22 protein-coding genes and 1 tRNA gene are annotated in these 26,843 nt (G+C 61.9%); 2 read left to right on the top strand and 21 right to left on the bottom strand.

The genetic code is table 11. The annotated features are described in order from the left end of the window. Positions 1-302 precede the first annotated feature (302 nt). The gene (mgtE, locus tag ACFWXH_RS10790) at positions 303-1,706 is read right to left on the bottom strand and encodes a magnesium transporter (RefSeq protein ID WP_379120032.1); all 1,404 of its coding nucleotides are present in this window, start codon (positions 1,704-1,706) and stop codon (positions 303-305) included. Between the two features lie 237 nt (positions 1,707-1,943). Between mgtE and ACFWXH_RS10785 the strand changes: the two genes are divergently transcribed. Both ACFWXH_RS10785 and lipB read left to right on the top strand, forming a co-directional pair. Continuing rightward, positions 1,944-2,028, top strand: a tRNA-Leu gene (locus tag ACFWXH_RS10785). Between the two features lie 182 nt (positions 2,029-2,210). Beyond that, a complete protein-coding gene (gene lipB, locus ACFWXH_RS10780; RefSeq protein WP_379120900.1) occupies positions 2,211-2,954 on the top strand; it encodes a lipoyl(octanoyl) transferase LipB in 744 nt (247 codons plus the stop codon). 740 nt (positions 2,955-3,694) lie between these two features. On the opposite strand, the gene ACFWXH_RS10775 is transcribed toward lipB, so the two are convergent. From ACFWXH_RS10775 to ACFWXH_RS10680, 20 genes are all read right to left on the bottom strand, one after another. Then, positions 3,695-4,981 (bottom strand): lipoprotein-releasing ABC transporter permease subunit, encoded by a 1,287-nt coding sequence (locus tag ACFWXH_RS10775; RefSeq protein WP_379120030.1) that lies wholly within the window; start codon positions 4,979-4,981, stop codon positions 3,695-3,697. Between the two features lie 82 nt (positions 4,982-5,063). After that, positions 5,064-5,747, bottom strand: coding sequence for an ABC transporter ATP-binding protein (locus ACFWXH_RS10770; RefSeq protein WP_379120027.1), 684 nt, complete (start codon positions 5,745-5,747; stop codon positions 5,064-5,066). Further along, positions 5,744-7,030, bottom strand: a complete 1,287-nt coding sequence (locus ACFWXH_RS10765; RefSeq protein ID WP_054308091.1) for a lipoprotein-releasing ABC transporter permease subunit — start codon at positions 7,028-7,030, stop codon at positions 5,744-5,746. The genes ACFWXH_RS10770 and ACFWXH_RS10765 overlap by 4 nt, the downstream gene beginning before the upstream one ends. Then, positions 7,027-8,355, bottom strand: coding sequence for a proline--tRNA ligase (gene proS / locus ACFWXH_RS10760; protein ID WP_379120025.1), 1,329 nt, complete (start codon positions 8,353-8,355; stop codon positions 7,027-7,029). The genes ACFWXH_RS10765 and proS overlap by 4 nt, the downstream gene beginning before the upstream one ends. Positions 8,356-9,076: 721 nt before the next feature. After that, positions 9,077-9,370: a DUF1467 family protein gene (locus tag ACFWXH_RS10755; protein WP_379120023.1), complete on the bottom strand. Its 294-nt coding sequence runs from the start codon at positions 9,368-9,370 to the stop codon at positions 9,077-9,079. Further along, positions 9,367-9,771, bottom strand: coding sequence for a methylmalonyl-CoA epimerase (gene mce / locus ACFWXH_RS10750; protein ID WP_379120021.1), 405 nt, complete (start codon positions 9,769-9,771; stop codon positions 9,367-9,369). Before mce ends, ACFWXH_RS10755 begins: the two co-directional genes overlap by 4 nt. Positions 9,772-9,889: 118 nt before the next feature. Further along, positions 9,890-11,560 carry a ribonuclease J gene (locus ACFWXH_RS10745; RefSeq protein WP_379120019.1) on the bottom strand — a complete coding sequence of 557 codons (1,671 nt, stop codon included), beginning with the start codon at positions 11,558-11,560 and terminating at the stop codon, positions 9,890-9,892. Between the two features lie 144 nt (positions 11,561-11,704). After that, complete coding sequence (locus tag ACFWXH_RS10740; RefSeq protein ID WP_379120017.1) at positions 11,705-12,529, bottom strand: biotin--[acetyl-CoA-carboxylase] ligase; 825 nt, start codon at positions 12,527-12,529, stop codon at positions 11,705-11,707. Further along, on the bottom strand, positions 12,529-13,965 hold the full coding sequence (gene nuoN / locus ACFWXH_RS10735) for an NADH-quinone oxidoreductase subunit NuoN (RefSeq protein ID WP_054308097.1): 1,437 nt from the start codon (positions 13,963-13,965) through the stop codon (positions 12,529-12,531). Before nuoN ends, ACFWXH_RS10740 begins: the two co-directional genes overlap by 1 nt. Before the next feature lie 10 nt (positions 13,966-13,975). Then, positions 13,976-15,481 (bottom strand): NADH-quinone oxidoreductase subunit M, encoded by a 1,506-nt coding sequence (locus tag ACFWXH_RS10730; RefSeq protein ID WP_054308098.1) that lies wholly within the window; start codon positions 15,479-15,481, stop codon positions 13,976-13,978. Beyond that, positions 15,481-17,472: an NADH-quinone oxidoreductase subunit L gene (nuoL, locus tag ACFWXH_RS10725; protein WP_379120898.1), complete on the bottom strand. Its 1,992-nt coding sequence runs from the start codon at positions 17,470-17,472 to the stop codon at positions 15,481-15,483. The genes ACFWXH_RS10730 and nuoL overlap by 1 nt, the downstream gene beginning before the upstream one ends. 11 nt (positions 17,473-17,483) lie before the next feature. Continuing rightward, entirely contained in the window at positions 17,484-17,792 is a 309-nt protein-coding gene (nuoK, locus tag ACFWXH_RS10720; protein WP_054308100.1) for an NADH-quinone oxidoreductase subunit NuoK, read from the bottom strand. A gap of 1 nt (position 17,793) precedes the next feature. After that, a complete protein-coding gene (locus ACFWXH_RS10715; RefSeq protein WP_054308101.1) occupies positions 17,794-18,414 on the bottom strand; it encodes an NADH-quinone oxidoreductase subunit J in 621 nt (206 codons plus the stop codon). Positions 18,415-18,541: 127 nt separating this feature from the next. Further along, entirely contained in the window at positions 18,542-19,033 is a 492-nt protein-coding gene (gene nuoI / locus ACFWXH_RS10710) for an NADH-quinone oxidoreductase subunit NuoI (RefSeq protein ID WP_379120014.1), read from the bottom strand. Then, complete coding sequence (gene nuoH, locus ACFWXH_RS10705; RefSeq protein ID WP_054308103.1) at positions 19,033-20,076, bottom strand: NADH-quinone oxidoreductase subunit NuoH; 1,044 nt, start codon at positions 20,074-20,076, stop codon at positions 19,033-19,035. Before nuoH ends, nuoI begins: the two co-directional genes overlap by 1 nt. Positions 20,077-20,079: 3 nt before the next feature. Further along, positions 20,080-22,158 carry an NADH-quinone oxidoreductase subunit NuoG gene (gene nuoG / locus ACFWXH_RS10700; RefSeq protein WP_379120012.1) on the bottom strand — a complete coding sequence of 693 codons (2,079 nt, stop codon included), beginning with the start codon at positions 22,156-22,158 and terminating at the stop codon, positions 20,080-20,082. Positions 22,159-22,255: 97 nt separating this feature from the next. Continuing rightward, positions 22,256-22,981 (bottom strand): NADH-ubiquinone dehydrogenase, encoded by a 726-nt coding sequence (locus ACFWXH_RS10695; protein WP_054308105.1) that lies wholly within the window; start codon positions 22,979-22,981, stop codon positions 22,256-22,258. 94 nt (positions 22,982-23,075) lie between these two features. After that, on the bottom strand, positions 23,076-24,380 hold the full coding sequence (gene nuoF / locus ACFWXH_RS10690; protein ID WP_054308106.1) for an NADH-quinone oxidoreductase subunit NuoF: 1,305 nt from the start codon (positions 24,378-24,380) through the stop codon (positions 23,076-23,078). Positions 24,381-24,390: 10 nt separating this feature from the next. After that, positions 24,391-25,620: an NADH-quinone oxidoreductase subunit E gene (locus ACFWXH_RS10685; RefSeq protein ID WP_379120009.1), complete on the bottom strand. Its 1,230-nt coding sequence runs from the start codon at positions 25,618-25,620 to the stop codon at positions 24,391-24,393. After that, positions 25,621-26,811: an NADH-quinone oxidoreductase subunit D gene (locus ACFWXH_RS10680; protein WP_054308109.1), complete on the bottom strand. Its 1,191-nt coding sequence runs from the start codon at positions 26,809-26,811 to the stop codon at positions 25,621-25,623. It abuts the gene before it with no gap. Positions 26,812-26,843: the final 32 nt, after the last annotated feature.

Here is a 26,843-nt window from a genome sequence, read left to right as displayed (position 1 = left end):
TCGCTCCGGGCGCAGATGGCTTTAAAATATGCCGTTGTCCGTCGTGCCACCTCGCACATGGATGATGCGAGAATCGAACAGCATGCGGGTTCCTCGGAAGCTTCGCACGGCATTTACGTAAAAGTCAATTGCAGGCAAAAATCCTCAATCGTTTCCGCAATCCAACTGCCTATGGCGCCAGAATCGTTCAAATCTGCACCAGTCGCCCTCGCCTGAACTCCCAGCTTTTCGGCGCAATGAGTTTTCACCGCTCGAAGCTCGATGAGCCTAGGCAATTGGCGACTGGTACACTCTGCGGCCCCTCAGCCCAGATGCAACCACCAACTGGCAAAGCTCAGGAAGGCCAGGAAGCCGATGACGTCGGTGATCATGGTGGTGAAGATCGACGATGAGATCGCGGGATCGGCGCCGAACTTGTCGAGGAAAAGCGGGATCAGGATGCCGCCAAGCGACGCCGCCAGCATATTGACGATCATCGCGGCCGCAATGACGAGGCCCAGATCCACATTCTGGAACCATGTGCCGGCGACCAGTCCGAGCAGGGTCGCGATGATGGCGCCGTTGAGCAGCCCGACCAGCACTTCGCGGCGAATGACGCGGCCGGCATTGTAGATGTCGAGATCACGGGTCGCGAGCGCCCGCACCGTCACCGTCATGGTCTGTGTTCCGGCATTGCCGCCGAGCGAAGCCACGATCGGCATGAGCGCCGCCAGCGCGACCATTTCCTCGATGGTGGCACCGAACATGCTGATCACCGAGGCGGAGATGAAAGCCGTGCAGAGATTGACCAGCAGCCAAGGCACGCGCGAGCGCGACGTGGCGGCCACCGTGTCGGACAGCTCCTCGTCACCGACACCACCCATGCGCAGAAGATCTTCCTCCGCCTCCTGCTGGATGACGTCGACCACATCGTCGATGGTGAGCACGCCGACCAGCCGTTCATTCTCGTCGACGACGGCGGCGGACAGAAGGTCGTATTGCTCGAATTCCCGCGCCGCCTCTTCCTGATCCATCGTCGCCGGAATGGCGTGGCGAGTCTCATGCATGATCTCTTCGACCTTCACCGCGCGCTTGGCGCGCAGCACCTGGTCGAGCCCGACGGCGCCGAGCAGTTTGAAGGTCGCGTCGATGACGAAGATTTCGGAAAAACGGTCCGGCAGATCCTTGTCTTCGCGCATGTAGTCGATGGTCTGCCCGACCGTCCAGAACGGCGGCACGGCGACGAATTCGGTCTGCATGCGCCGGCCGGCGCTTTCTTCCGGGTAGTCGAGCGCGCGCCGCAGCCTGATGCGCTCGGTGAACGGAAGCTGCGACAGGATCTCGTCCTGGTCTTCCTGATCGAGGTCCTCGAGGATGTAGACGGCATCGTCCGAGTCGAGCTCCTGCACCGCCTGTGCGATCTGCGCGTTGGGCAGGTTGTCGACGATATCGAGGCGGATCGCCTCGTCGACTTCGGTCAGGGCCGAGAAGTCGAAATCGGAACCCAGAAGTTCGACCAATGCCCGGCGCTGATCGGGCAGCAGGGCTTCCAGCAGGTCGCCCACTTCCGACTGATGCAGGTCACCCACTTCCCGCTTGAGGGCGAGGATGTCGCGGTCGGCGATGGCGGCACCGATGTGGGCAACGAAGGGCGCACGGATGACGCCGTCCTCGCCATAAATGTCGGCGTGGATCGGATCGGCCTCGTTACGCTCCTCACCTTGCATGTTTTCCCCGCGACCGGTTTGAAGGGAAAGGGTCCGTGCCCGGTGTAGAACAAGACGTTGCCGGATTGAAGCCGTACACAGGCCGGAAAAGTATGCCAATCCAGGGTTCTGCGACCAGCCAAGTCCGCCCCGCGAAAACTCTTTGCCGGAAGGTGCGAATATTGCTGGCGATGGCCTTGTTTCGCCGGAAACGATTTGCTACACGCCGCGAGCCGGTGCACTCCGGCCCTACCACGTGCGGTCGTGGCGGAATTGGTAGACGCGCAGCGTTGAGGTCGCTGTGGGGCAACCCGTGGAAGTTCGAGTCTTCTCGACCGCACCATTCTCACTCCGAGAACTCAGCATTTCTGCAGCTTTCAGGGCAAAACTGTCCCACGTCAGAACCATGCATGGGACAGGTTCACTCGTTTATGGGCTTCAGCGGGAGTGTCCCTGGGACAATCGCCGGAACTGGACGTCGGCTCCGATTGGAGCCATATGATGACAAGCCTTTCCGTGAGCGCCATGACCGAACGCAGCCAGATAGCCACGACGTTCCTGCCCTTTGCCGGCTCCGCGCCGGTGGAGTGGCGCATCGAACCTGGCCTCACCGACTATGCGACCGCGCTCGATGTCATGGAGGCGCGCGCCGAGGCGATTCGTGCAGGCATGGCAGACGAGATGGTCTGGCTGGTCGAACATCCGCCACTCTACACTGCCGGCACCAGTGCACAGTCGGGCGATCTGATCGATCCGGATCGATTTCCGGTGTTCAAGGCCGGCCGCGGCGGCGAGTACACCTATCACGGCCCCGGCCAGCGGGTCGCTTACGTGATGTTGGACCTCAAGCGTCGGCGCGAGGACGTCCGCGCCTTCGTGGCTGCGCTTGAGCAATGGATCATCGCAACGCTTGCCGCCTTCAACGTGAAGGGCGAGCGACGCGAGGACCGCGTCGGCGTCTGGGTGGTGCGGCCCGACCGGCCAACATCACTCGATGGCACCCCGGCAGAAGACAAGATCGCGGCGATCGGCATCCGCTTGCGCAAATGGGTGTCGTTCCACGGTATTGCCATCAACGTCGAGCCGAACCTGTCGCATTTCGACGGCATCGTGCCCTGTGGCGTCACCGACCATGGCGTCACCTCGCTGGTCGACCTTGGCCTGCCAGTGACGATGGCCGATCTCGACGTGGCCTTGAGAGCCGGCTTCGAAAGCGTATTCGGCCCTGCCGAGGCACCCAAGGCGGAGTTGCAGCGCAAAGCCGGCTGAGGCCGGCAGCGCTAAAATCACGCCACGTAAGCCCAGCCGCTACGACCTCGTAAGCCGCCGGCATGGTTTCTACCCCGCCCCGCCCTCCGGTGACCTGGAGATTGCGGCATGCAAATGCATGAGAAGAAGCGGCGCGTTGCGATCATCGCAAGTGTACGAGCGACATGTCGCGCCGAGGCTTCATCGATGCTGTTTCTGAAAGGTTCGTCCTGGTGCCCGTATCGGGCCGGACTATGGTCTGTCTTCACGGCCGGCCATACCGTCGGCCTTGTCCATTAGCCACGGCCTCTGCCGCGGCGATTTCATCACATCGCGCCGATCCACATCGCCATCGAGACGAGGAAAGCGCTCATGCAGACAAGAGAGGCGACGTCCTGGATCAGATCGGTCATGGCTGGCTCCTGTTGTTAATATGTACGCAATTTGTTCTAATTTTGTTCTAAAGTCAACGGAACAAAGCAGAACCATCGGACGATTCCGGGTGGCGCCTGAAGCCAGGGTTAAGGAAAGGTTGATGAGAGCGGAGGGGAGCCGGGTTATGCCGGGAATTCACAGGGCATGCCCTGCCCTGGCCTGATCAGGAGGATCACAGGTCGATATCCGGCAACAAAGCGAGAGACGTCGAACTGGCGTCAGCTCACTCCAGACGCTCGCTGGCGAGGATAGATAGGCCACTCCCTGGTGACACGATGCTGCCTTCGACCAGTGCCGCTCGACTTTTCAGCTCACCACCTCGGCCATCATTCATACCTCAGCGCCTCGACGGGATCGAGCCGCGCCGCCCGCCAGGCTGGGAGCAACGTTGCCAGGAATGAAAGCACTAGCGCCATGGCAACGACGGAGAGCGTCTCGCCCGCCTCCATCTTGGCCGGCAGCTCACTGAGGAAATAGAGCTCTGGATTGAACAGCACCGTACCCGACAGCCACGAGAAGAACTCGCGTATACGTTCGACGTTGAGGCAGATGAGAACGCCGAGCAGCACGCCGGCAATGGTACCGGCAACGCCGATCGCGGCACCGGTCATCAAGAAGATGCGCAGGACAGCGCCACGCGTCGCGCCCATGGTGCGCAGGATGGCGATATCCTGCCCCTTGTCCTGCACCAGCATGATCAGGCCAGAGATGATGTTGAGCGCCGCCACCAGCACGATCATCGTCACGATCATGAACATGACGTTGCGCTGGACCTGCAGCGCTGAGAAGAAGGTCTGGTTACGCTGGCGCCAGTCGGTCAAGTAGACCTGCCGCTGCGCCGCCTCCTCCACCTTGGGTTTGATCGCTTCGACATCATCGGGACTGTCGAGATAGACCTCGAGACTCTGCGCCTTGCCTTCCGAGTTGAAGTACATCTGCGCTTCGGAGAACGGCATGTAGACGATCGAGGCATCATATTGTGACATGCCGACCTCGAAGATCGCCGTCACAGGATAGCCTTTCACACGTGGCGTGGTGCCGAGCGGGCTGATATCGCCGTCGGGCGAGATCAGCGTGATGATGTCACCCAATGCCAGGCCGAGATTCTCGGCCATGCGGCGGCCGATGGCAACACCACCGGCGGTGTCGAAACCGACGATCGAGCCCTGCTTGATGTTGTTGGCCACCAGCGTGACCTTGTCGAGATCCTCGCCGCGGATACCGCGCACGAGTGCTCCGCCGCCTGACCCGACATTGCCCTTCGCCAGCACCTGGCCCTCGACCAGCGGGACGGAATATTTGACGCCGCTTACGCCGTTGATGCGCTTGGCAAGCTCGGCATAGTCTTCGAACGGCAGGTCTACCGGCGATACGATGAGATGGCCGTTGGTGCCGAGGATACGCGACAACAGTTCCGCTCGGAACCCGTTCATCACCGCCATCACGACGATGAGCGTCGCCACGCCCAACATGATGCCGACGAAAGAGATCGAGGCGATGACCGAGATCACCGTCTCCTTGCGGCGGGAGCGCAGATAGCGCCAGGCCACCATGCGTTCGAAACCCGAGAAAGGCCCGGCGCCCGCCGACTTGGTTGCCGCGGTCTGGCTCATCCGGCAACGCCCAGGCGCTGGACGGCGATCAGGCGGGTCGGGCCGAAACCACAGGAGCCCATGGAAACGCGGTGTCCCTTCTTTACAGCGGCACGACCTTGCCTTCGGCCAACGTCACACGGCGGTCCATGCGAGCGGCGAGCTCATGGTTGTGCGTGGCGATCAGAGCGGCCAGACCTGACTGCCTCACCAGCGCCTCCAGCGCATCGAAGACATAGGACGCCGTCACCGGGTCGAGATTGCCGGTCGGCTCATCCGCCAAAAGCACCAGCGGAGCATTGGCCACAGCGCGTGCAATCGCCACGCGCTGCTGCTCGCCTCCAGACAGCTCCGCCGGCCGATGCTGGGCACGTTTGCCGATCTGCATGTAGTCCAGCAACTGCGCCGCGCGCTTGGCGGCCTCGGGCTTCGGCAGACCGCGGATCAGTTGCGGCATCATGATGTTTTCAAGCGCCGAGAATTCCGGCAGCAAATGATGGAACTGGTAGACGAAGCCGATGTCATTGCGGCGGATCGCGGTGCGCTCCTCGTCCGACAGCCGCCCGCAAGCCCTGCCGGACAGGATGACATCGCCACCGTCAGGCTTTTCCAGCAGGCCCGCGGTGTGGAGAAGCGTCGACTTGCCAGTACCGGACGGCGCCACCATCGCCACCATCTCGCCGCGCCGCAGCGAAAAGTCGGCGCCATTCAGGATGGTGAGCTTACGCGGCCCTTGAACATAGTGCCGCTCGACACTCTTCAGCTCCAGCACCAGCTCAGCCATCACTCGTACCTCAGCGCTTCGACCGGATCGAGCCGCGCCGCCCGCCAGGCCGGAAACAGCGTCGCGATGAAGGACAGCACGAGCGCCATGATGATGACCGAGAACGTTTCGCTGGCGTCCATCTTGGCCGGCAGCTGGCTGAGGAAATAGAGCTCGGGGTTGAACAGCACCGTGCCCGACAACCACGAGAAGAACTCGCGGATACGTTCGACGTTGAGGCAGATGAGAACGCCGAGCAGCACGCCCGCGATGGTGCCGACCACGCCGATCGCCGCGCCCGTCATCAGGAAGATGCGGAGCACGGCACCACGCGTCGCCCCCATGGTGCGCAGGATGGCGATGTCGTGCCCCTTGTCCTTCACCAGCATGACGAGACCTGAAATGATGTTCAGCGCCGCCACAAGCACGATCAGCGTCAGTATCATGAACATGACATTGCGCTCGACCTGCAGCGCCGAGAAGAAGGTTTGGTTGCGCTGGCGCCAGTCGGTCAGGTAGATCTGGCGCTGCGCCGCCTCCTCCACCTTGGGTTTGATCGCTTCGACATTATCGGGATTGTCGAGATAGACTTCGAGACTCTGCGCCTTGCCTTCCGAATTGAAATACATCTGCGCTTCGGAGAACGGCATGTAGACGATCGAGGTGTCGTACTCCGACATGCCGACCTCGAAGATCGCCGTCACAGGATAGCCTTTCAGGCGCGGCGTGGTGCCGAGCGGGCTGACATCGCCGTCCGGTGAGATCAGCGTGATGGTGTCGCCAAGCACAAGGCCGAGATTTTCAGCCATGCGGCGGCCGATGGCAACGCCGCCGGCTGTGTCGAAACCGACGATCGAACCCTGCTTGATGTTGTTCGCGACCAGCGTGATCTTGCCGAGATCCTCGCCGCGGATGCCACGCACCAGCGCACCACCACCGGAACCGACATTGCCTTGCGCCAGCACCTGCCCCTCGACCAGTGGAATGGCGTATTTGACACCCGGCACGCCGTTGATACGCGTGGCGAGCTCGGCATAGTCTTCCAGCGGCATATCCACCGGCGTGACGATGAGATGGCCGTTGATGCCAAGGATGCGCGACAGAAGCTCGGCCCTGAAACCGTTCATCACCGCCATCACGACGATCAGCGTCGCAACGCCCAGCATGATGCCGAGGAAGGAAATCGAGGCAATGACCGAGATCACCGTTTCCTTGCGGCGCGAGCGCAGATAGCGCCAGGCCACCATGCGCTCGAAACCCGAGAAAGGCCCGGCGCCCGCCGGCTTGGCTGCCGCCGTCTGGCTCATGCGGCGGCACCCAGGCGCTTGAGAGCGGCCCCGAGTGATACCGTTTCGCGCTCGCCGCTCCTGCGGTTCTTGATCTCGACCTCGCCGGCGGCGACTCCACGCGGCCCGACGATGACCTGCCAGGGCAGGCCGATCAGATCGGCGGTGGCGAACTTGCCGCCGGGGCGCTGGTCGGTATCGTCGTAAAGCACGTCCTTGCCGGCGGCAGTCAGCGTCGCATAGAGCTCGTCGCAGGTGCGATCGCAATCGGCATCGCCCGCCTTCATGTTGATGAGGGCTATGTCGAAAGGCGCGACGCTCTCCGGCCAAATGATGCCGGCTTCGTCATGGCTTGCTTCGATGATGGCGGCGATCAGACGGGTCGGGCCGATGCCATAGGAACCCATCGAAACATTGTGCTCCTTGCCGTCGGGCCCCTGTACCTTGGCACCCATCGGCTTGGAGTACTTATCGCCGAAATGGAAGATATGGCCGACCTCGATGCCACGCGCGGAGAGACGCTCGCCATCGGCGATCTTGTCCCAGGCGGCTTCATCATGCATCTCGTCGGTCGCGGCGTAGGGCGTCGTCCATTCTTGAACGATGCCGGCGATCTCGCCGTCGTCGTCGTAGTTGACGTTTTCGCCCGGTACCGGCAGCGACAGGAAATCCTTGTGGCAGAACACCTGGCTTTCGCCGGTCTCGGCCAGAATGATGAATTCGTGGGAAAGGTCGCCACCGATCGGGCCGGTGTCGGCACGCATGGGGATCGCTTTCAGGCCCATGCGGGTGAAGGTGCGCAGATACGACACGAACATGCGGTAGTAGGCCGCCTTGGCACCCTCGTAGTTGAGGTCGAACGTATAGGCGTCCTTCATCAGGAATTCGCGACCACGCATGACCCCAAAGCGCGGGCGCACCTCGTCGCGGAACTTCCACTGGATGTGGTAGAGGTTGAGAGGCAGGTCCTTGTAGGACTTCACGTAGGAGCGGAAGACCTCCGTCACCATCTCCTCGTTGGTCGGGCCGTAGAGCAATTCGCGGTCCTGCCGGTCCTTGATGCGCAGCATCTCCTTGCCATAGGCGTCGTAGCGGCCGCTTTCGCGCCACAGCTCCGCCGACTGGATGGTCGGCATCAGGATTTCCAGAGCGCCGGCGCGGTTCTGTTCCTCCCGGATGATGGCGCAGACCTTGTCGAGCACGCGCTTGCCCAGTGGGAGCATCGTGAAGGAGCCCTGCCCCTGCTGGCGGATCATGCCGGCACGCAGCATCAGGCGATGCGAGACGATCTCGGCCTCGCGGGGGTTCTCTTTCAGGATGGGCAGGAAATAGCGCGACAAACGCATGGGCGGGTCCGTAAGTGAGGAAGGCCGCGCCGGAATCGGCGCATAGCGGGCTTCAATGCAAGGGCTTCATAGCCATTTCATGGCGGAATGGAAACCCGCGCGTCCATGGCAAGTGCGCGCTGGTAAAGGCTGTTCTTTCCTTAAGCAAGCCAAGCCGTTTTATTGTGCAATGCAGCACAGGAAAGTACGTTTAGTCGTAAAATTTAACGTGACATTTTCATGCGCGCTGTTCTACTGTGACAACATAACCGAGAGGATGGGGTAAAGACCTATTCTCCTGCGCGGTCAAAGTCTTGGGAGGATGCGATCTAGGCGCGGTAACTCGCAGCCGCCGGAAACGGAAAGCAGATCGGACGCGTTTAAATTGCAAGGCTTCGTGCCTTGCATTTTTTTTGAGCAATCAGTGAATTGCTGTTCTCTGTTGAAGTGAACGATAAAGCCGGCTCACGAACCAAATTCAATTTTTCCAGCGGAAAAACCCGAGTTTTCCTTCCAATTTTACTCAGCTTTTTTCGCAGATTTCGACGCGACTGCCATTCGCATGCCGGGCAGATCGCCCGACGGCAACGACGTCACGCAACCGTCACAACATTGTCATTCCGACTGCGTGGGTCTCTGTCCACGCGACCGCGACGCCCGTCAAAAAATTATTGGCGAAGATTCCATATTGCACTGCAACAAGAAGAAAACCCTCACGGCACCTGAAGGCGGTGACGCGGCTTCAGTCGAACTTCGGAAGGATCTGCGGAATGTCATCCACGGTCCAGCCAAGCCCTTGGGTGACGCCATAATAGACACCGAGCACGATAAAGGCCCAGATCGAAGTCCAGATGATGATGTAGAGGAAGCGCGGCTTTTTCGGCGCGCTGGCATTGGTGCCCAGCAACACCTCGCTCTGTTCGTCTTGCCTGCGGAAGCTGAACGGCAGGATCGCGAACAGTGTGATCCACCAGACCACAAAGTAGACCGCGACCATGGAGATCCAGTCCCAGGGGGTGATGGTTCCTCCGGTCATGCCTGCTCAAGCTCCACCAGCGTGCCGGCAAAGTCCTTCGGGTGCAGGAACAGCACCGGCTTGCCATGCGCGCCGATCTTCGGGTTGCCGTCGCCCAGCACGCGCGCGCCACCCGCCTTCAGCCGATCGCGGGCGGCGAGTATATCGTCCACTTCGTAGCAGACATGGTGCATGCCGCCGGACGGGTTCTTTTCCAGGAATGCAGCGATCGGCGAATTCTCGCCCAGCGGCTCCAGCAACTCCACTTTGGTGTTGCCGAGATCGATGAACACCACGGTCACGCCATGCTCCGGCAGTGCCTGTGGCATGGTTACCCTCGCACCCAGCGTATCGCGATAGACGGCGCTGGCTGCGGCCAGATCCGGCACTGCAATCGCGACATGGTTCAATCGTCCGAGCATTATTAGTCCAAGCGGAATAGTGCCAGTGAGTAGTGATCAGTGAGTAGAGGGAAAACGCTGCGAAACTTCTATTTTCCACTTTCTACTCACTAATCCCTATTCGCTATTCACTCGTTCGTCACCTCGTCACAAACACCGTCACCAGCGGCTTCTTGCCCCAGGTCTCGTTGGCGGCGGCGCGCACGGCGCGGCGGACGGATTCCTGGACCAGGTCGAGGTCTTTCCTGCGCTGGCGGGGGATGGAGTCTACCGCACCAACGGCCGCGTCGAGCATGATGTCTTCCAGAAGCTCGCCCGCGGCGTCGGCCTCGGCCACGCCAATGGCGACGAGGTCGGGGTCGCCGGCGAGTTCATACTTGTCGTCCAGCACGACATTGACCGCGACATGGCCGGCAAAAGACAGCTTGCGCCGCTCGCGGATGCCCATTGCTTCGTCGGTACCGACCAGCTTGCCGTCCTTGTAGACGCGGCCATACGGCACCTGGTCGACGACTTCGGCGGCGCCCGGGTAGAGTCTCAGCATATCGCCGTCGCGCACCTGCGCGACCTGGCGGATGCCCGACATCGACATCAGCGATCCCTGCGCCACCAGATGCGCGGCCTCGCCATGCACCGGCACGCCGATCTCAGGCCGCACCCATTCATACATGCGCTTCAATTCACTGCGGCGCGGATGGCCTGATACGTGCACCAGCGCATCACCGTCCTCGATGATCTTCATGCCGAGATCGATCAGGCGGTTCTTGATCTCCAGGATCGCTTTCTCGTTGCCGGGAATGGTGCGGGACGAGAAGATCACGGTGTCACCGGCTGTCAGTGCGACCGATTTCATCTCGTCGCGCGCCAGCTTGGCGAGAGCCGCCAACGGCTCGCCCTGGCTGCCGGTGCAGATGATGACGAGGTTCTCGCGCGGGATAAAGCCGTAATCCTCCTCCGCGATGAACTCCGGCAGCCCGTCCATGTAACCCAGCTCGCTGGAAACATCGATGACGCGTTTCAGCGACCGGCCAAGCACCAGCACCTGACGCCCTGCGTCACGAGCGGCGCGCGCGATCGCCACCACGCGCCCGACATTGGACGAGAAGGTGGAAATGGCGACGCGCCCCTTGGCTTCCTCGATCAGCTTTTTCAGGCTTTCGCCCACTTCCTGCTCGGAAGGCGAGTCCCCTTCCCTCAGTGCGTTGGTGGAATCGCACACCAGTGCCAACACGCCCTTGTCACCATAGGCACGGAAACGCGCTTCGTCGGTCTTCGGACCGATAGACGGCGCCGGATCGATCTTCCAGTCGCCTGTATGGATCACCGTGCCGACCGGCGTCGTGATCGCCAGCGACATCGGCTCGGGGATGGAATGCGCGACCGGGATCGCCTCGATCTCGAACGGACCCACAGTGAATTTCTCGCCGGCACGGTAGATCGTCACCGGAATCTTCGGTGCATTCGCCTCGCCCTGACGCTTGGCTTCAAGAAGACCGGCACCGAACGGCGTCATCCAGACCGGCGCCTTCAGCTTCGGCCAGATGTCATGCAGCGCGCCATAGTGGTCCTCATGCGCATGGGTGATGACGATGCCACGCAGGTTGGCGAGCTTGTCTTCAATGAAACGCGTGTCGGGAAGGATCAGGTCGACGCCCGGGTGAGCGGGATCCGGAAAAGTCACGCCGACATCGATCACGATCCATTCGCGGTTGTTCGCTGGACCATAGCCATAGAGGGCGAAGTTCATGCCGATTTCGCCGACGCCGCCCAGCGGCACGAACACGAGTTCGGCGTTATCCGCTTTCGCCATCCAGTCTCTCCTTTTATTCCACGATGGGCGCGAATGGCGCCGTGGAAGCCTAGAGCATGACCCCGAAAAGTTGCAGACTTTTCGGAAAAGGATCATGCGGCAAAACAAATAGATAGAGCGAATTGCCGATCAGGGCAGTCCGCTCTATTGCGCTCCGGCCGAAGCCACCGCGCCGAAATGCACGTCGCCGGCGGCAACCGTTATCAGGCGTCCTCCGCTTTCGCGGATCACAAAACGACAGTCTTCGTCAATGGTCTCGAAGATGCCACGTACGACATCGCCGTCGATCCTGACCGCAACCTCGCCGCCAAGCCCTGCCGCCCGCTCAAGCCAACGCTGGCGGATGGCATTCAGCCCCCGCCCGTCAGCCCACAGCCGCGCGTTTTCACTCCAGGCGTCCGACAGTGCCAGGAACAGCGTCTCGGCATCGCAGGTTGCGCCGAGCGCCTTCAGCGACGTCGCAGGATAAGGCAGGTCCTGCGGATGCGCCACGACATTGACGCCGATGCCCACGGCCACGGCAAATCGATTGCCGTCGAGCAGTGTCGATTCCAGCAGGATGCCGGAAAGCTTGGCGCCCGAAGCCAGTACGTCGTTCGGCCATTTCAGCTCGAAACGGTTGCGGCCCGCGGCAGCTCCGTCAAGCGCGACCGCAATACGTCCTTTCGGAACCACCGCGTCAAGCGCGTCCGCCAAGGCCAGCCCTGCAACGAAGCCGAGCGTTGCGGCCATGCGCAGGTCGCCTTCGGTGACCACGAGCAGTGTGGCTGCAAGATTGCCTTCCGGCGTCGCCCAGACGCGGCCGCGTCGCCCGCGTCCGCTCTCCTGCTTCTTGGAAACGACCCAGAGCTTGCCGGGATCGCCGGCGCGGGCATGCTCCAGCGCCAGCGCATTGGTAGAGCCGACACTGTCATGCGCTTCGAGACGAAAGCCTTGGGAAGCAGCAGTCGGCGCCAGCGTGAAGCCCATCAAAAGAAGGTCTTCGCAGCAGCTTGTGCGTAGGTGCTAATAGGGCCGCCGATCAATACGTAGAACAACACGAAGGCACCGGAAATGCCAAGCACCAGGCGCAGCTCGCCGGCCATGGGCTGGAAGCCGCCGACAGACTCATCGAACCACATGAGCTTGATGATGCGCAGGTAATAGAACGCGCCCACCACCGAAGCCAGAACGCCGATGATCGCCAGCGCATAGAGATTGGCGTTGATGGCTGCGAGGAACACGTACCACTTCCCCCAGAAGCCCGCGAGCGGCGGAATGCCGGCCAACGAGAACATCAGGATGGTGAGGATGGTGGCCATCACCGGATTGGTGGAGGAGAGCCCGGCCAGATCGCTGATCTTTTCGACATTCTCGTTGTTGCGGCGCATGGCGAGGATGAAGGCGAAGGTGCCGAGCGTCATCACCAGATAGATCAGCATGTAGATGACGACGCCGCGCACGCCGGCCTCGGAATTGGCGGCGAGACCGACCAGCGCGTATCCCATGTGGCCGATCGAGGAATAGGCCATCAGGCGCTTGATGTTGGTCTGGCCGATGGCGGCGAAGGCACCAAGCGCCATCGACGCGATCGAGATGAAGACGATGATCTGCTGCCAATCCTTGGCGATCGGCTCGAAGGCCCCCATCGTCACACGCACGATGAGCGCCATTGCCGCCATCTTCGGCGCGGCGGCCAGGAAGGCCGTGATCGGGGTTGGAGCACCTTCATAGACGTCGGGCGTCCACATGTGGAACGGCACCGCGGAGATCTTGAAGGCAAGACCGGCCAGCACGAAGACCAAGCCGAACACCAGGCCGAGCTGGCGCTCGCCCTGTCCCAATGCCGAAGCGATCGCTTCGAAAGAAACATTGCCGGTGTAGCCGTAGACCAGGCTGATGCCGTAGAGAAGCATGCCTGACGACAGCGCGCCGAGCACGAAGTATTTCAGCCCGGCTTCCGTGGAGCGGACATTGTCGCGATTGATGGCAGCCAGCACATAGATCGCCAGCGACTGCAGCTCGAGACCGAGATAGAGCGCGATCATGCCATGCGCCGAGATCATCAGCATCATGCCGAGCGTGCAGAGCAGGATGAGCACCGGATATTCGAACTTGTCGAAACGCTCGGCCTTGGCGAAGCGCACCGACATGATCAGCGTGACCGCAGAACCGATCAGCGACAGAAGCTTCATGAAGCGGGCGAAGGCATCCTGCACGAAGGCGCCGCCAAAGGCATTGCCCTCGCCCGAGACGAACAGCATCCAGCCGCCGGCGACGATCAGGATCGCAACAGCAAGCCCGGTGATGGCCCCGCTCGAAGCTTCGCGCGAATAGGCGCCAACCATCAGCAGGACCAGCGCGCCGATGGCGATGATCAGCTCCGGCGTCGTGAGCGAAAGGCTGGAGATAAGATCCGTGGTCATGATGCTCTACTCAGTGCGCCGCCGCGGTCTGCGCGGAGCCGATGGATGCGGTGACGTTGGTGACGAGGGACTTTACGGAGGCTGCCGTGGCGTCGAACACCGGCGCCGGATAGACGCCGAAGAAGATGACCAGAACCACCAGCGGGTAGATCACCACCTTCTCGCGTGGCGACAGGTCCAGCATGCCCTTCAGGCTGTCCTTGGTCAGCGCCCCGAAGATGACGCGGCGATAGAGCCACAATGCATAGGCCGCCGACAGGATGACGCCGGTGGCGGCGAAGAACGCCACCCACGTGTTGACCTTGAAGGCGCCGAGCATGGTCAGGAACTCGCCGACGAAGCCGCTGGTGCCCGGCAGGCCGACATTGGCCATGGTGAAGATCAGGAACACCGTGGCGTATTTCGGCATGTTGTTGACGAGGCCGCCATAGGCCGCGATCTCGCGGGTGTGCAGGCGGTCATAGATGACGCCGACACAGAGGAACAGCGCACCCGACACCAGGCCGTGGCTGAGCATCTGGAAGATCGCACCCTGGACGCCTTCCTGATTGATCGTGAAGATGCCCATGGTGACGAAGCCCATATGGGCGACCGACGAATAAGCGATCAGCTTCTTGATGTCCTCCTGCATCAGCGCCACCAGCGAGGTGTAGATGATGGCAACCACCGAAAGCGTGAACACCATCGGCGCGAAGAATTCGGACGCCAGAGGGAACATCGGCAGCGAGAAACGCAGGAAGCCGTAACCGCCCATCTTCAGAAGGATGCCTGCCAGGATGACCGAACCGGCCGTCGGCGCCTCGACGTGCGCGTCCGGCAACCAGGTATGCACCGGCCACATCGGCATCTTCACCGCGAAGGACGCAAAGAAGGCCAGCCATAGCCATGTCTGCATGTTGGCCGGGAAATTGTGCGTCAGCAGCGTCGGAATATCGGTGGTGCCGGCCTGCCAGAACATCGCCATGATGGCGAGCAGCATCAGCACGGAGCCGAGCAGCGTATAGAGGAAGAACTTGAACGAGGCGTAGACGCGCCGCTTGCCGCCCCACACGCCGATGATGATGAACATCGGGATCAGGCCGGCCTCGAAGAAGACGTAGAACAGCACGATGTCGAGCGCGCAGAACACGCCGATCATCAGCGTTTCCAGGATCAGGAACGCGATCATGTATTCCTTGACGCGCTTCTCCACCGAGCTCCACGACGCCAGGATGCAGAGCGGCATCAGGAAGGTCGTCAGGATGACGAACAGCATCGAGATACCGTCGACGCCCATGTGATAGGAGATGCCGCTGTCCAGCCAGGAGGTCTTCTCCACGAACTGGAAACCGGCGCTGGAATTGTCGAAATAGATCCAGATCGGCAGCGACACCAGGAAAGTGATGATCGTCGTCCACAGCGCGATGGCGCGCACGTTACGGCGTCCCGCATCGCTGTCGTCGCGAATGAACAAGATCAGCAGCGCGCCGACGAGCGGCAGGAATGTGACCGTGGAGAGAATTGGCCAGTCGGTCATCAGAGCATCATCCAGGTGACGAGTGCCGCCACGCCGATCAGCATGGCGAAGGCATAGTGATAGAGATAGCCGGTCTGCAGCTTGACCACGCGGTTGGTGACATCGACCACCCGGGCCGAGACGCCATCAGGCCCCAGGCCGTCGATGACCGCGCCATCGCCCTTCTTCCACAGGAAGTAGCCGAGGCGCTTGGCCGGCCGCACGAACAGGAAGTCGTACAGTTCGTCGAAGTACCACTTGTTGAGCAGGAAGGCGTAGAGGCCGCGATGGCGCTGGGCCAGCGTCACCGGCATCTGCGGCGAGGAGATGTAGAACTTCCATGAAACCAGGAAGCCAATCACCATGGCAACGAACGGCGACAGCTTCACCCACATCGGCACGCCATGCATGTCGTGCAGGATGTGATTGTCCGGCAGCGTGAACAGCGAACCCTTCCAGAATTCGGCATAGGCCTCGCCGATGAAATAGTCGTGGAAGAGGAAGCCAGCGGCAATCGCGCCGGCCGCCAGGATGAATAGCGGCACCAGCATCACCGGCGGCGATTCATGCACATGGTGCATCACGTCGTGGCTGGCCCGCGGCTTGCCGTGGAAGGTCATGAAGATCAGGCGCCAGGAATAGAACGAGGTGAAGCAGGCGGCGATGACCAGCAGCGTGAAGGCGAAGATCGCAACCGCATTGTGGCCAACGAAGGCGCTTTCGATAATGGCATCCTTCGAGAAGAAGCCGGCCGTGCCGATGACGGTCGCCGGGATACCGACGCCGGTCAGCGCCAGCGTGCCGATCACCATCATCCAGTAGGTGGTGGGGATCAGCTTGCGGATGCCGCCCATGTTGCGCATGTCCTGCTCATCCGACATCGCGTGGATGACCGAGCCGGAGCCCAGGAACAGAAGCGCCTTGAAGAAGGCGTGCGTGAACAGGTGGAAGATCGCCGCGCCATAGGCGCCGACGCCGAGCGCCACGAACATGTAGCCGAGCTGCGAACAGGTCGAGTAGGCGATCACGCGCTTGATGTCGTTCTGCACCAAGCCGACCGTGGCGGCGAAGAAGGCGGTGATGGCGCCGATGAAGGTCACTACCGTGAGCGCCGTGTGGGACAGTTCGAACAGCGGCGACAGGCGGGCCAGCATGAACACGCCTGCGGTGACCATGGTCGCGGCATGGATCAGCGCCGAAACCGGTGTCGGGCCTTCCATGGCGTCCGGCAACCAGGTGTGCAGCGGCACCTGCGCCGACTTGCCCATGGCACCCATGAACAGCAGCAGGCAGACGACGGTGAGAGCCGCCCCCTTGTCCAGCGCATAGCCGAGGAAAGTCAGCACGGTCTCGCCATGCGTGGTCGCGGCGGCAGCGGCGTCATGGCCGGCGGGCGCGAACGAAGCGGCATTGGCGAAGATCGTCGACAGGTTGACCGAGCCGAACAGCATGTAGACGCCGAAGATGCCCAGCGCGAAGCCGAAGTCGCCCACGCGGTTGACGACGAACGCCTTGATGGCGGCAGCGTTGGCGGAAGGTTTCTTGTACCAGAAACCGATCAGCAGATAGGACGCCAGGCCGACCCCTTCCCAGCCGAAGAACATCTGGATCAGGTTGTCCGACGTCACCAGCATCAGCATGGCGAAGGTGAACAACGACAGATACGCAAAGAAGCGTGGCCGGTTCGGATCGTGGTGCATGTAGCCGATCGAGTAGATATGCACCAAGGCCGAGACGGTGTTGACCACCACCAGCATGACGACGGTCAGCGTGTCGATACGCAACGCCCATGCGGCGTCGACCGCTCCCGACTGGATCCAGCGCAATACCGGTACGGTGAAGGCTTCGCCGGAACCCAGCGCGACCGTGAAGAAGGCCACCCAGGACAGTGCCGCAGCGATCACCAGGAAACCCGAGGTGATGTATTCCGATGCCTTGGCGCCCAGCGAATTGCCGAACAGCCCGACGATCAGGAAGCCGATGAGAGGAAGAAAGACGATTGCCTGATACATGATAGCTTCGCTCAACCCTTCATCATGTTCACGTCTTCGACCGCGATCGAACCGCGGTTGCGGAAGAAGACGACCAGGATGGCAAGACCGATCGCCGCTTCAGCCGCCGCCACCGTCAACACGAACAGCGCGAAGACCTGGCCGACGAGATCGCCCAGCGCCGCCGAGAAGGCGACGAAATTGATGTTCACCGCAAGCAGGATCAGTTCCACCGACATCAGGATGACGATGACGTTCTTGCGGTTCAAAAAGATGCCGAACACGCCGAGCGTGAACAGGATCGCCGAGAGCGTGAGGTAATGTGCGATGCCGACGGTCATCTCAGATGCCCTTCCCCGTCTCGACTTTCTTGATTTCGATGGCTGTCGCCGGCGTGCGGCCGACCTGCTCGGCGATCGACTGTCGCTTGACGCCCGGCTTGTGGCGCAGCGTCAGCACGATCGCGCCGATCATGGCGACCAGAAGCACCAGGCCGGCGATCTGGAAGTAATAAAGGTAGTCCGTATAGAGGATGTCGCCGAGCGCCGCCGTATTGGTGCGGGTCGCGATGTCTGGCGTCTTCTGCGCCACCGTCGAGGCGAGCTGCGGCGCGAAGGTGTAGCCTCCCAGCACAATGATCAGCTCGGCCGCCAGGATCAGCCCCACCAGCGCGCCGATCGGTGCATATTGCAAGGCGCCGCTCTTCAGTTCCGCGAAGTCGACATCCAGCATCATGACCACGAACAGGAACAGGACCATGACCGCGCCGACGTAGACGACAAGCAGGATCATCGCCAGGAACTCGGCACCGGTGAGCAGGAACAGACCAGCCGCGTTGAAGAAGGTCAGGATCAGGTACAGCACCGAATGCACGGGGTTGCGCGACGAGATGACCATGAAGGCCGACGCCACCGCGATAAAGGCGAAGAGGTAGAAGAAGGCCGCCTCTAGTCCGTTCAGCATAGGGGTTCCCCTAGGTTCCTGTTGGGCCTGGCTGGCGCCCTGCCCCACTCTCGGCCTCGCCCCGCCTCCGGTTGCGAAACCGCGTTGTCCTTAGACGAGCCGTTGCGGCGCGTCCACTTTTCAAAACTCACCGATACGGCGCATCCAAAGCGATGTTGCGCGCGAGCTCGCGCTCCCACCGGTCGCCGTTGGCCAGCAACTTGTCCTTGTCGTAATAGAGCTCTTCGCGCGTTTCCGTCGCGAATTCAAAATTCGGCCCCTCGACGATGGCGTCCACCGGGCAGGCTTCCTGGCAGAAGCCGCAATAGATGCACTTCACCATGTCGATGTCGTAGCGCACGGTGCGGCGGGTGCCGTCGTTGCGACGTGGACCGGCCTCGATGGTAATGGCCTGCGCGGGGCAGATCGCCTCGCACAGCTTGCAGGCGATGCAGCGTTCCTCGCCGTTGGGATAACGGCGCAACGCGTGTTCGCCACGGAAGCGAGGGCTGATCGGCCCCTTCTCGTGCGGATAGTTGATCGTTTCCTTCGGCGCCACGAACTGCCGCATCGACAGGAAGAAAGCGCCGACGAAGTCCTTCAGCAGCAACGCCTTGGCGGCTTGAGTGAGAGCACCCATCATGCCCATCCCGTAATCTTGAGGAATGCCGCCGTCGCGACCACCATGAACAGCGAGATCGGCAGGAATACCTTCCAGCCCAGCCGCATCAGTTGGTCGTAGCGGTAGCGCGGCACGAATGCCTTCACCATGGAGATGAAGAAGAACACCAGGCAGACCTTGAGCACGAACCAGATCACACCCGGCACCCAGGTGAAGGGCGCGAAGTCGAAGGGCGGCAGCCATCCGCCGAGGAACAGAATGGTGCAGAGCGCGCACATCAGCACGATCGCCACATATTCCCCGAGGAAGAACAGCAGGAACGGCGTCGACGAATACTCGACCATGTGGCCGGCGACGAGTTCGGACTCGGCTTCGACCAGGTCGAAGGGCGGTCTGTTCGTCTCGGCCAGTGCCGAGATGAAGAAGATGATGAACATCGGGAACAGGCCGAGCCAGTGCCAATCAAGGAAGGTGTTGGGCAGGCCGAGCTTGGTTCCCAGACCGTCCTGCTGCGACAGCACGATATCGGAAAGGTTCAACGAGCCGACGCAAAGCAGCACGGTGACGATGACGAAGCCGATCGAGACTTCGTAGGACACCATCTGTGCTGCCGAACGCAGCGCCCCGAGGAAGGGATACTTCGAGTTCGACGCCCAGCCGCCCATGATCACGCCGTAGACCTCCAGCGAGGAGATGGCGAAGACGTAGAGGATACCGACATTGATGTTGGCGATCGCCCAGCCGTCACTGACCGGGATGACCGCCCAGGCAGCGATGGCCAGAACCGCCGAAACCAGTGGCGCCAGCAGGAACACGCCCTTGTTGGCGCCAGCCGGAATGACCGGTTCCTTGAACACGAATTTGAACAGGTCGGCGAAGGCCTGCAGCGTGCCCCAGGGGCCGACGACATTCGGACCGCGGCGCAACTGCACCGCCGCCCAGATCTTGCGGTCGGCATAAAGGATATACGCCACGAAGATCAGCAGAACGACGATCAGCACGACCGACTTCAACAGGATCAGCAGCGCTGGCAGCACGTAGAAGGAGAAGAAGCTGTCCATGGTTTATTCCGCTGCCTGCCTGAAGCCGTTCTTCGCGAGCGCCGAGCATTCGGCCATCACCGCCGAAGCGCGTGCAATCGGGTTCGTCAAATAGAAATCCGCCACCGCCGAAGTGAAGGCTGCCTTGGTAAGGCGCCCGCCAAGCTTTGCCGCCTTGGCGACGTCGCCAGCCTCGGTGGCCGCGATCTGGTCGATGCGGGCAAGATGCGGATGCTCGCCGTAAAGCTTCTGCCTCAGTTGCGCCAGCGAATCGAAGGGCAGCTTCTTGCCCAGCACATCCGACAGCGCACGCAGGATCGCCCAATCCTCGCGAGCGTCGCCAGGGGCGAAGCCTGCGCGGTTGGTCTGCTGTACGCGGCCCTCGGTGTTGACGTAGGTGCCCGACTTCTCGGTGTAGGCCGCGGCAGGCAGGATGACGTCGGCGCGGTGCGCACCGGCATCGCCATGCGTACCGATATAGACGACGAAACCCGAAGCCTTGGCCATATCGAGTTCATCGGCACCGAGCAGGAACAGTACCTCGCTGTCGCTCAGGATGCCCGCGGTGTCCTTGCCGCCCTCGCCCGGCACGAAGCCGATGTCGAGACCGCCGACGCGGGCAGCTGCGGTATGCAGCACGGCAAAGCCGTTCCAGCCGTCCTTCACCGCGCCGACTGCCTGAGCAAGCTTGGCGACCTGGCCGAGTACGGCGGCGCCGTCCGAGCGCGACAGCGCGGCCTGGCCGACGATGATGAGCGGATGTTCGGCCTTCTTCAGCGTCTGGAAGAACTTGCCGTTGCCTTCGGCGATGTCCTTCAGTGTGTCGGGGCCGGCACCGAGCGCCTCATAGTCGTAGCGGGTGTCGCCGACTTCGCCGATGACGGCGACCGGCAGGTTGCCGGCACGCCAGCGCTTGCGGATACGAGCATTGAGCACCGAAGCCTCGAAGCGGGGATTGGCGCCGACAATGAGCACGGCATCAGCCTGCTCGATGCCTTCGATGGTCGGGTTGAAGAGGTAGCTGGCGCGACCAAGAGACGGATCCAGTGCGGCGCCGTCCTGGCGGCAGTCAATGCTGACCGAGCCGAGCGACTGCGCGAGCAGCTTCAGCGCATACATTTCCTCGACGGCAGCAAGGTCGCCGGCGATGGCGCCGATCTTCTCAGGCGTCGCCTTGGCGACGGCGCCCTTCACGGCTTCAAAAGCTTCAGCCCAGGTCGCCGGGGCCAGCTTGCCGTTCTTGCGTACATAAGGCCGGTCGAGGCGCTGCGTGCGCAGGCCGTCCCAGATGTAGCGGGTCTTGTCGGAAATCCACTCCTCGTTCACCGCTTCGTTGACACGCGGCAGGATGCGCATGACTTCGCGACCGCGACTGTCGACGCGGATAGCCGAGCCGACGGCGTCCATGACGTCGATCGATTCGGTCTTGGTCAGTTCCCACGGACGCGCTGTGAAGGCAAAGGGCTTCGAGGTCAGCGCGCCGACCGGGCAGAGGTCGACGACATTGCCCTGCAGTTCCGACGTCATCGCCTGTTCGAGATAGGTGGTGATCTCAGCGTCTTCACCACGACCGATCAGGCCCAGTTCGGAAATGCCAGCGACTTCGGTGGTGAAGCGGACGCAGCGCGTGCAATGGATGCAGCGGTTCATCACTGTCTTCACCAACGGGCCGATATACTTGTCCTCGACCGCGCGCTTGTTCTCGTGGAAGCGCGAGGAATCGACGCCGAAGGCCATCGCCTGATCCTGCAGGTCGCATTCGCCGCCCTGGTCGCAGATCGGGCAGTCGAGTGGATGGTTGATCAGCAGGAACTCCATCACGCCTTCGCGCGCCTTCTTCACCATCGGCGAATTGGTCAGCATTTCCGGCGGTTCACCGTTCGGGCCGGGGCGCAAGTCGCGTACGCCCATGGCGCAGGAAGCCTGCGGCTTGGGCGGACCGCCCTTCACCTCGACCAGGCACATGCGGCAGTTGCCGGCAATCGACAAACGCTCATGGAAACAGAAGCGCGGCACTTCCGCGCCCGCCGCTTCCGCCGCCTGCAGCAGCGTGTAGTGGTCGGGTACCTCGATCTCTTTCCCGTCGACCTTGAGCTTTGCCATCAATTGCTCCTGGCGGCCTGGGCCGCTTCGTATGCGTTGCGAACGGCGAGCACATCGTGCGTGTCGTGGACCTGCATCGCCGTCGTCTTTCCTTCGCTCAGTTTTTCGTCTTGGCGGTCAAAGCCGCCGCTTGTTCCAGCCAGCCGTCGCGTTCGACGCGGCCCTTGAAGCCGAGATAGTCGTCCACCCAGGCAACCTCGGCGGGCGTCCAGGCAGCGACCTGCGCATAGGTCCAGATGCCGAGGTCATTGAGAACCTTCTCAAGCTTCGGACCAACACCGGTGATCACCTTGAGATCATCTGGAGCAGCAGGCTTGTCGATGGTAGCCGGCTTGCGGAAGCCTTCCGGCATCAAGGCAGCCACAGTCGCGGCGGGAGCCGGCACTTCGGTCACGACAGCCTCGGTGGACTGAGCCTCTTCGGCCGTCTCGACGACTGGTTCGGCGATCTTCTCGGCCACGGATTGCGCCTCGGCGATGAGCCTCCTGGTAGTGGCGCGCGCCCGCGCTGCCGGGGCCTTTTCAGCCGGTATATCATCGCGACCGGCGAAGCTTTCGGTGGAACCCGGGAAATCGTCCAGGACCGGCTGCATCAGGCGCTGCGAAATTTCGGCGGCACCGGTCAGCGCGCCGACCCAAACGCCGAAGGCATGGCTTGCCAGGCCGAAGCCAAGCGCGGAGAACGCTGCGGCGCCGGCGACCGGGTGCGCGAACAGGTTGACGGCACTGGCCATCTCCTGCGGCATCATCCTGGTCAGATCCTGGGTCATCTTCTCGAATTCGTTCCTGTCAGGCACTGCGTCGGGTATGGGAAACATCGACATTGGCTCACTCCTAAGCCGTTTCGTTCCTGATGCCCTGCTTTCAGCCGTTTCCTTGAAATCCGGGTTTGTCCCGGTTTTCGTTTCTTGCCTCTATTTACTCAGCCGCCACCAGCACCGGCTCAGCGCGGTGCGCATTGCGGGTGAACTCGTCGATGCGGCGCTCGATCTCCGGACGGAAATTGCGGATCAGGCCCTGAATCGGCCAGGCCGCCGCATCGCCCAGCGCGCAGATCGTGTGACCTTCGATCTGCTTCGTGACGTCGAGCAGCATGTCGATCTCGCGCTTCTGCGCCTCGCCCCGCACCAGTCGCTCCATCACGCGCCACATCCAGCCGGTGCCTTCGCGGCACGGCGTGCACTGGCCGCAGCTCTCATGCTTGAAGAAATAGGCAAGCCGGGCGATCGCCTTCACGATATCCGTCGACTTATCCATCACGATGACAGCCGCGGTACCGAAGGACGACTTCAGTTCGCGCATGCCATCGAAATCCATCGGCGCGTCGAGGATATCCGGTCCCTTGATGACCGGGCACGAAGCGCCGCCAGGAATGACGGCGAGCAGATTGTCCCAGCCGCCGCGCACACCGCCGCCATGCTTCTCGACGAGTTCACGGAAGGTGATGCCCATTGCCTCTTCGACCGTGCAGGGCGTGTTGACGTGGCCAACCAGCATGAACAGCTTGGTGCCGACATTGTTCGGACGGCCGATCGACGAGAACCAGGCCGCGCCGCGGCGCAGGATGGTCGGAGCGACTGCGATCGACTCGACATTGTTGACCGTGGTCGGGCAGCCATAAAGGCCGACATTTGCCGGGAACGGCGGCTTCAGGCGCGGCTGGCCCTTCTTGCCTTCGAGGCTTTCCAGCAGCGCAGTTTCTTCGCCGCAGATATAGGCGCCGGCACCGTGATGGACGTAGACGTCGAAATCGTAGCCGTTCTTGTTGCCCTTGCCGATCAGCTTGGCCTCGTAGGCCTCGTCGATGGCCCGCTGCAGGGCTTCCCGTTCGCGGATGAACTCGCCGCGCACGTAGATGTAGGCTGCCACCGCACCCATGGCGAAGCCGGCGAGCAGGCAACCTTCGACCAATGTGTGAGGATCGTGGCGCAGAATATCGCGATCCTTGCAGGTTCCCGGTTCGGATTCGTCGGCATTGACGACGAGATAGCTCGGACGGCCATCGCTCTGCTTGGGCATGAACGACCATTTGAGGCCCGTCGGGAAGCCGGCGCCGCCGCGACCGCGCAGGCCCGACGCCTTCATCTCGTTGATGATCCAGTCGCGGCCCTTGTCGATGATGGCCTTGGTGCCATCCCACTGTCCACGCGCCATGGCGCCTTGCAGCGACTGGTCGAAGCGGCCGTAGATATTGGTGAAGATGCGGTCCTTGTCCTGAAGCATTTTTCGTCCCTCAGACCGGTTTCTTGCCGAACACGCGGATGTATTCCTCGACCCCGCCCTTGGCGAGCGCCTTGGCCTGCTTCACCCAGTCCTCACGCTCGATGCGGCCGTGGAAGGAAAGATAGCCGTCGACCCATTCGCGCTCGGCCTTTTTCCAGGACGCCACCTGGGCATAGGTGAAGATGCCGAGTTCATGCAGCGTCGCCTCAATCTTCGGACCGACTCCGGAGATCAGCTTGAGATCGTCAACGGCAGCCGGCTTCGAGATTCCCTTCGGCCGGTTCTTGTGGTCGAGCGAAGGCTTGGCCGGTGCTGCTTCCTTCTTTGCCGGAGCTTTCTTGGGCGCGGCAGCGGCGGTTTCAGCCTTGGCGGATACCGCGGCCGGCTTGGCTTCGGCCTTGACCTTCGGCGCCTTGACGCTCGTGGCATTTTCAGCAGCCGGAGCGGCCTTGACCTTCGATGGCGTTTTCACTGCCGGGCTGGTTTCGATGGCGTTGGTCTTCGGCTTGGCGGCATTGGACGGGGGCACGGCGGCAGCCTTGACCGGCTCGGCAGCGACAAGAGGCGTTTCCTTCGTGGTCCGTGCAGCTGCCTTGGTCGCCTTGTCGCGCGTGGACTTGAGGATCGCCTTTTCATCGGCCAACGCGGTGAAGCCGCTGACCGGCGCCGAGAAATGGCGGCCGTTCTGCGGACCGACTGGCACGGAATGCCCCTTGCCTGCTTCGAAATCATCGATGATCTCGGCCAGCCGCTCCGGCGTCAGATCCTCATAGGTATCCTTGAAGATCATGACCATCGGCGCGTTCACGCAGGCGCCGAGGCATTCGACCTCTTCCCACGACAGCGTACCGGCTTCGTTGGTGTGGAACTGGTCGTGATGGATCTTGGAACGGCAGACATCCATCAGCTCTTCGGAGCCGCGCAGCATGCAGGGCGTGGTGCCGCACACCTGGACGTGGGCGCGAGTGCCGACCGGCTTCAGCTGGTACTGCGTATAGAAGGTGGCAACTTCCAGCCCGCGGATATAGGGCATGCCCAGCATCTCGCAGATCGACTCGATCGCAGCCTTGGTGACCCAGCCTTCCTGCTCCTGCGCCAGCATCAGAAGCGGGATGATGGCCGACTGTTCGCGGCCCTTGGGGTATTTGGCGATCCACTTCCTGGCCGACGCCGAATTCGCCTTGTTGAAGGCGAAGGAAGCTGGCTGGACGCTGGCATCTGCGAGACGACGGACTGACATTTAGCGGTCAACCTCTCCGAACACGATGTCGAGGGATCCGAGGATGGCGGTGACGTCGGCCAGCATGTGGCCGCGGCACAGGAAATCCATGGCCTGCAGATGCGCGAAACCGGGTGCGCGCAGCTTGCAGCGGTAGGGCTTGTTGGTGCCGTCGGAGACCATGAAGACGCCGAACTCGCCCTTCGGCGCTTCGACGGCGGCATAGACCTCACCGGCCGGCACGCGATAACCCTCGGTGTAGAGCTTGAAGTGATGGATGAGCGCTTCCATCGAACGCTTCATCTCGCCACGCTTCGGCGGCACCACCTTGCCGTCGATGTTCGACACCGGACCGGCGCTCTCCTTGCCAAGCAGAAGATCGATGCACTGGCGCATGATGCGGGCCGACTGGCGCATCTCTTCCATGCGGATGAGATAGCGATCGTAGCAGTCGCCGTTCTTGCCGATGGGAATGTCGAATTCCAGCTCGGAATAGCATTCGTAGGGCTGCGATTTGCGCAAATCCCAGGCCGCACCCGAACCACGCACCATCACACCCGAGAAACCCCAGGCCCAGGCATCAGCCAGCGAGACGACGCCGATGTCGGCATTGCGCTGCTTGAAGATGCGGTTGGGCGTGAGCAGTGCATCGAGATCGTCGAGCGACTTCAGGAACGGATCGATCCATCTGCCGATGTCTTCGATGAGCTGCTTCGGCAGGTCCTGGTGCACACCACCTGGACGGAAATAGGCGGCATGCATGCGCGAGCCGGATGCCCGCTCATAGAACACCATCAGCTTTTCGCGCTCGACAAAGCCCCACAGCGGTGGGGTAAGCGCGCCGACGTCCATGGCCTGCGTCGTCACATTGAGAATGTGCGACATGATGCGGCCGATTTCGGAATAGAGAACGCGGATCAACTGGCCGCGCTTCGGCACCTCGATGCCGAGCAGCTTCTCGGCTGCGAGCGCGAAAGCATGCTCCTGGTTCATCGGCGCGCAGTAGTCGAGCCGGTCGAGATAAGGCACGGCCTGCAGATAGGTCTTGTGTTCGATCAGCTTTTCGGTGCCGCGGTGCAACAAGCCGATATGCGGATCGACGCGATCAACCACCTCACCATCCAGTTCCAGCACGAGACGCAGAACGCCGTGCGCGGCCGGATGCTGCGGGCCGAAGTTGATATTGAAGTTGCGAACTGAGGTCTCAGCCATTTGTTTTCACAGACCTTGCTGCCTAGAGCGCC

The sequence above is a fragment of the Mesorhizobium sp. NPDC059054 genome (genome assembly GCF_042739215.1).
Classification (GTDB): Bacteria; Pseudomonadota; Alphaproteobacteria; order Rhizobiales; family Rhizobiaceae; genus Mesorhizobium.
This window is presented reverse-complemented; position numbering and strand designations above follow the sequence as displayed.

What these genes read in the sequence shown, in the direction of transcription:
- mce (WP_379120021.1), bottom strand. Translation starts at nt 9,771, where the DNA reads ATGCTCGGACGATTGAACCATGTCGCGATTGCAGTGCCGGATCTGGCC.
- ACFWXH_RS10775 (WP_379120030.1), bottom strand. Translation starts at nt 4,981, where the DNA reads ATGAGCCAGACCGCGGCAACCAAGTCGGCGGGCGCCGGGCCTTTCTCG.
- mgtE (WP_379120032.1), bottom strand. Translation starts at nt 1,706, where the DNA reads ATGCAAGGTGAGGAGCGTAACGAGGCCGATCCGATCCACGCCGACATT.
- nuoF (WP_054308106.1), bottom strand. Translation starts at nt 24,380, where the DNA reads ATGCTTCAGGACAAGGACCGCATCTTCACCAATATCTACGGCCGCTTC.
- ACFWXH_RS10730 (WP_054308098.1), bottom strand. Translation starts at nt 15,481, where the DNA reads ATGACCGACTGGCCAATTCTCTCCACGGTCACATTCCTGCCGCTCGTC.
- ACFWXH_RS10680 (WP_054308109.1), bottom strand. Translation starts at nt 26,811, where the DNA reads ATGGCTGAGACCTCAGTTCGCAACTTCAATATCAACTTCGGCCCGCAG.
- proS (WP_379120025.1), bottom strand. Translation starts at nt 8,355, where the DNA reads ATGCGTTTGTCGCGCTATTTCCTGCCCATCCTGAAAGAGAACCCCCGC.
- ACFWXH_RS10755 (WP_379120023.1), bottom strand. Translation starts at nt 9,370, where the DNA reads ATGACCGGAGGAACCATCACCCCCTGGGACTGGATCTCCATGGTCGCG.
- ACFWXH_RS10765 (WP_054308091.1), bottom strand. Translation starts at nt 7,030, where the DNA reads ATGAGCCAGACGGCGGCAGCCAAGCCGGCGGGCGCCGGGCCTTTCTCG.
- nuoG (WP_379120012.1), bottom strand. Translation starts at nt 22,158, where the DNA reads ATGGCAAAGCTCAAGGTCGACGGGAAAGAGATCGAGGTACCCGACCAC.
- ACFWXH_RS10745 (WP_379120019.1), bottom strand. Translation starts at nt 11,560, where the DNA reads ATGGCGAAAGCGGATAACGCCGAACTCGTGTTCGTGCCGCTGGGCGGC.
- ACFWXH_RS10740 (WP_379120017.1), bottom strand. Translation starts at nt 12,529, where the DNA reads ATGGGCTTCACGCTGGCGCCGACTGCTGCTTCCCAAGGCTTTCGTCTC.
- nuoI (WP_379120014.1), bottom strand. Translation starts at nt 19,033, where the DNA reads ATGGGTGCTCTCACTCAAGCCGCCAAGGCGTTGCTGCTGAAGGACTTC.
- ACFWXH_RS10695 (WP_054308105.1), bottom strand. Translation starts at nt 22,981, where the DNA reads ATGTCGATGTTTCCCATACCCGACGCAGTGCCTGACAGGAACGAATTC.
- ACFWXH_RS10715 (WP_054308101.1), bottom strand. Translation starts at nt 18,414, where the DNA reads ATGCTGAACGGACTAGAGGCGGCCTTCTTCTACCTCTTCGCCTTTATC.
- nuoN (WP_054308097.1), bottom strand. Translation starts at nt 13,965, where the DNA reads ATGACCACGGATCTTATCTCCAGCCTTTCGCTCACGACGCCGGAGCTG.
- lipB (WP_379120900.1), top strand. Translation starts at nt 2,211, where the DNA reads ATGACCGAACGCAGCCAGATAGCCACGACGTTCCTGCCCTTTGCCGGC.
- nuoK (WP_054308100.1), bottom strand. Translation starts at nt 17,792, where the DNA reads ATGACCGTCGGCATCGCACATTACCTCACGCTCTCGGCGATCCTGTTC.
- nuoH (WP_054308103.1), bottom strand. Translation starts at nt 20,076, where the DNA reads ATGGACAGCTTCTTCTCCTTCTACGTGCTGCCAGCGCTGCTGATCCTG.
- nuoL (WP_379120898.1), bottom strand. Translation starts at nt 17,472, where the DNA reads ATGTATCAGGCAATCGTCTTTCTTCCTCTCATCGGCTTCCTGATCGTC.
- ACFWXH_RS10685 (WP_379120009.1), bottom strand. Translation starts at nt 25,620, where the DNA reads ATGTCAGTCCGTCGTCTCGCAGATGCCAGCGTCCAGCCAGCTTCCTTC.